This is a genomic window from Xanthobacter autotrophicus, assembly GCF_029991245.1.
GTDB lineage: Bacteria > Pseudomonadota > Alphaproteobacteria > Rhizobiales > Xanthobacteraceae > Xanthobacter > Xanthobacter autotrophicus_C.
The window spans coordinates 1-402 of the sequence record NZ_JAIVFO010000437.1; the positions used below are offsets into that span (position 1 = coordinate 1).

1 pseudogene is annotated in these 402 nt (G+C 68.9%); it reads right to left on the reverse strand.

The features are described from left to right. Positions 1 to 182: 182 nt before the first annotated feature. Positions 183 to 402 (reverse strand): annotated as a pseudogene (locus K9U41_RS23580) (branched-chain amino acid ABC transporter permease); the annotation flags it as partial.

The following is a 402-nucleotide window of genomic DNA, read 5'->3' on the forward strand; positions in this document are numbered from 1 at the left end:
GGATGACGATGAAGTACCCGATGAAGATCGAGGCGCCGATCAGGAACCGTCGCTCGGGAGGCGGCCCTTGCGGGTCGTTGGGGTCGTAGACCCCGGCCTGGGTGTCCCCCGCCTGGACCTGGTCCGGTGTCGGGATGGACTCGGAGACAGTGCTCATGTGGTCGAACCTTTCCTGTCGGCCCTCAGCCGACCCGCTCGGCGCGTCCCAGGAGGCCCTGCGGGCGCACCATGAGCAGCAGGATGAGGATCACGAGTGCGGAGGCGTACTTCAGGTCGCCCGGCGCTCCGAAGACCGGCGCCAGCTCGACGACCAGGCCGATGATCAGCGAGCCGACCAGCGCCCCGAACGCCGTACCGAGGCCGCCGAGCGTGACCGCCGCGAACAGCAGCAGCAGGATCTGC